The organism is Rhizobacter sp. P3_B12 (genome assembly GCF_056402895.1).
In genome coordinates this window covers 1-2119 of the sequence record NZ_JBFUGN010001031.1, presented here as the reverse complement: position 1 = coordinate 2119, position 2119 = coordinate 1, and the positions used below count along the sequence as shown (strand labels likewise).

Genomic DNA, 2119 nt, shown 5'->3' with positions numbered 1-2119 from the left:
GGGCGAGCTTCGCGCCGATCTGCAGGTCGCCGCCGAGCGGGCCGCTCAGCATGCGCTGCACGGTCAGCCCGAGCTGATCCTGCAGGCGGCTGCCGGTGGTGCCGGTCGCGACCAGCGTGCAGCCTTGCAGGAAGTCCAGGTACTCGCGGGCCAGCTCGACCATCGTGTCCTTCTTGTGGTCGTGGGCGATCAGGGCGATGCGGGGCGGCGGGGCTGACGGGGTGGCAGAAATGGTGTCGGTCATGAACATCAGTGCGGTTTGCGGGGCTTGCGGAACGATTTCGGGCGGTACACGTTGCCGTCCCATTCGCCGCCGCGGGCGCGCTCGATCGCGTCGCGTGCTTCACGGTTCGCCTCACGGCGCGCGCCGGGCCAGCGCCACAGCCGCAGCCAGCTGCCGGCCAGCGTGGCCCACCAGCGCTGCATCATGAAATCGAACTGCATTCGTCGGCGCACGCTGAGCGTCAGGCGCACCAGCAGGATGGCGCAGACCAGGAGCACGGTGCCGGCGAAGATGGTTTCAAACACGGGGTGGCCTCAAGCGTTCATGCATCCGCACGGGCGAACGCGTGGGAGCCATGGTAGCCAGTGGCGGGCGGCCGTGCGCACGGCGTGACACCTTCGTTCGGGGGATGCGTGGATTGCTGCCGTCCGCCCACTGTCGCCATGTTTCAAAGATGACAGAACCAGCAGGGGTGTCGTTCACGGTCGACATCCTGGCCGGGCGGGTGGCCGCTGTAATGCCGCCCAGGAGCCGGACCCGAGCCGGCCCGGACCACAACAGATGGAGACAAACGATGATGCAAAGACGCCTGATGCTGGCGCTGGCTGCGGCCGGCTTTTCGTTGATCGCGACGGCGACCGTGCAGGCCGCGACGCTGAAGATCTCGTGCGGGGCGGTCGGCCAGGAGCTCGAGCTGTGCAAGAGCGCGGCCGAGGCCTGGGCGAAGAAATCGGGCAACGCCGTCGAGGTGGTGTCCACGCCGAACGATGCCAGCGAGCGGCTGGCGCTGTACCAGCAGGTGCTGGGGTCGCAATCGGACAAGATCGACGTGTTCCAGGTCGACGTGGTGTGGCCGGGCATTCTCGGCTCGCACTTCCTGGACCTGAAGCCGTACAGCAAGGGTGTCGAGAAGACGCACTTCCCGTCGATGGTGGCGAATGGCAGCGTGCAGGGCAAGCTGGTCGCGATGCCGTGGTTCATCGATGCGGGGCTGCTGTACTACCGCAAGGACCTGCTCGAGAAGCACGGCCTGAAGGTGCCGGTCACGTGGGAGCAGCTGACCGACACCGCGCAGAAGATCCAGTCGGCCGAGCGTGCCGCGGGCAACGACAAGATGTGGGGCTACGTGTGGCAGGGCCGGGCCTATGAGGGGCTGACCTGCAATGCGCTGGAGTGGGTGTCGAGCTATGGCGGCGGCACGATCGTCGACGCGGCGGGCAAGGTGTCGGTGAAGAACCCGGCGACGTCGAAGGCGCTGGCGATGGCGGCCTCGTGGGTCGGCACGATCTCGCCGACGGCGGTGCTGAACTATGCCGAGGAGGAATCGCGCGGCGTGTTCCAGGCCGGCAACGCGGTCTTCATGCGCAACTGGCCGTACGCCTGGTCGCTGGCGCAGCGCGACGACAGCCCGATCAAGAACAAGGTGGGCGTGGCGGTGCTGCCGAAGGGTGGCGAGGCGGGCTCGAACGCAGCGGCGCTGGGCGGCCAGCAGCTGGCGGTGTCGAAGTACTCGAAGAACGCGGCGCTGGCGGCCGACCTGGTGATGTACATGACCAGCGCCGAGGTGCAGAAGGAGCGGGCGCTGAAAGGCTCGTTCAACCCGACGGTCTCGACGCTCTACCAGGACAAGGACGTGGTGGCCGCCAATCCGTTCATGAGCCAGTTGGCCGGTACCTTCGCGAGCGCGGTGCCTCGGCCTGCCACGGTGACGGCTTCGCGCTACAACCAGGTCAGCAACGAATTCTGGAACGCGGCGCATGAGGTTCTGTCGCGCAGTGCGAAGCCCGAGGAGGCCGTTGCCAAGTTGGATCAGCGCCTGAATCAGATTGGGCGTGGAGGTCGTTGGAACTGAGGCGCTGGCAAAGGCGCGGGTGGGGAGGCTGTGGCTCGCCGGCC

At 67.3% G+C, this 2119-nt stretch carries 3 protein-coding genes; 1 reads left to right on the top strand and 2 read right to left on the bottom strand.

Annotated features, from left to right (window positions below; all coding sequences use genetic code 11):
* Positions 1-244: methylglyoxal synthase (locus AC1D01_RS31650; protein WP_477873475.1), on the bottom strand; the 244-nt coding region annotated here is incomplete at its 3' end.
* Positions 245-249: 5 nt separating this feature from the next.
* Positions 250-528, bottom strand: a complete 279-nt coding sequence (locus AC1D01_RS31645; RefSeq protein WP_477873474.1) for a hypothetical protein — start codon at positions 526-528, stop codon at positions 250-252.
* A 269-nt stretch (positions 529-797) separates the two neighbouring features.
* Here AC1D01_RS31645 and AC1D01_RS31640 point away from each other — a divergent pair, with 269 nt between their 5' ends.
* Positions 798-2075, top strand: a complete 1278-nt coding sequence (locus AC1D01_RS31640; protein WP_477873473.1) for an ABC transporter substrate-binding protein — start codon at positions 798-800, stop codon at positions 2073-2075.
* The last annotated feature ends 44 nt before the right edge of the window (positions 2076-2119 follow it).